At 47.6% G+C, this 942-nt stretch carries 2 protein-coding genes; one reads left to right on the top strand and one right to left on the bottom strand.

Annotated elements, in window-relative coordinates; translation table 11 throughout:
* The coding region (locus tag ACKQAD_RS20245; protein ID WP_409161754.1) for a phage tail protein at positions 1–479 on the top strand (479 nt) is incomplete at its 5' end.
* Positions 480–728: 249 nt separating this feature from the next.
* Here the strand turns inward: ACKQAD_RS20245 and ACKQAD_RS20250 are convergent.
* A partial coding sequence (locus tag ACKQAD_RS20250) for a hypothetical protein (protein ID WP_409161755.1) occupies positions 729–942 on the bottom strand: 214 nt, incomplete at its 5' end.

Below are 942 nucleotides of genomic sequence, written 5' to 3' on the forward strand. Positions count from 1 at the left end.
CCTGCCAATCCGGTGCGTGGAAATCCATCTCATCCGTTCAGCCCGGCACCATCACCATGTGGGGGACTTCGAACCCTCCAGATGGCTGGCTGGAGCTGAATGGACAGACATTTAATATCCCGCAAAATCCTGTACTTGCCAGCCTCTATGCCTCTGGCCATGTGCCGGATTTTAGGGGTTACTTTCCTCGCGGATGGGACAATGGCGCCAGCGTCGATACAGACGCTTCACGCAGCATCTTATCTGCTCAGAACGATGCCATACGTAATATTAGCGGTCACTTTAAAACGTTTGATTACAGCACTGACATTCCTACAGGTTCATTTTATTACATCCAACGCAATGGAGCGCTTGTGAGCGGTAGCTTCCAAGGGTGGTATCACTCTGTGATTGGGCTGGACGCTTCCAAACAAGTGCCTACTGCAGATGAGAACCGGCCTAAAAACATTGCCGTAATGTTCATCATTAAAGCGGGGTAAGCAATATCAAATGCAAAAGTGGCAAAACTATCCCCCAGATAAGCTTTTAGTGATTACACAGGAGTACAAAAAGTTTGAGTCTGCCTGAAAAATTCTCGATTTAACATAGTCTTGAGGACAAGAAATAGAAGGATTGTGTCCCTGACAAAGATAGATATTAATATTACCAGACATGTGGTCATCTGAGGCAAAACCACACAACGCGCCCTGTGATTTTTCACCCCCCGACCACGCACCGGATTGGCAGGCTCATAGTTCGCAACAATATGGCCATCCAGAATCCCAGTCCTGCGCCCCAACTGACGTTGCATCTATGGCCATGCCTGCCATATAAAATCCAATAGGACAAATGCTAAAGTTGTTTCCGTAGATGAATGGCCCTAAATCTTGGCTTGTTCGTGCCCCCCATTTACAGTTTTTTTGTGTGGCTTTTTGACTGCCTTTCCACGCACCGGATTGGCAG

Origin of the sequence: Pectobacterium artocarpous (assembly GCF_046159765.1) — a bacterium.
Taxonomy (GTDB): Bacteria; Pseudomonadota; Gammaproteobacteria; order Enterobacterales; family Enterobacteriaceae; genus Pectobacterium.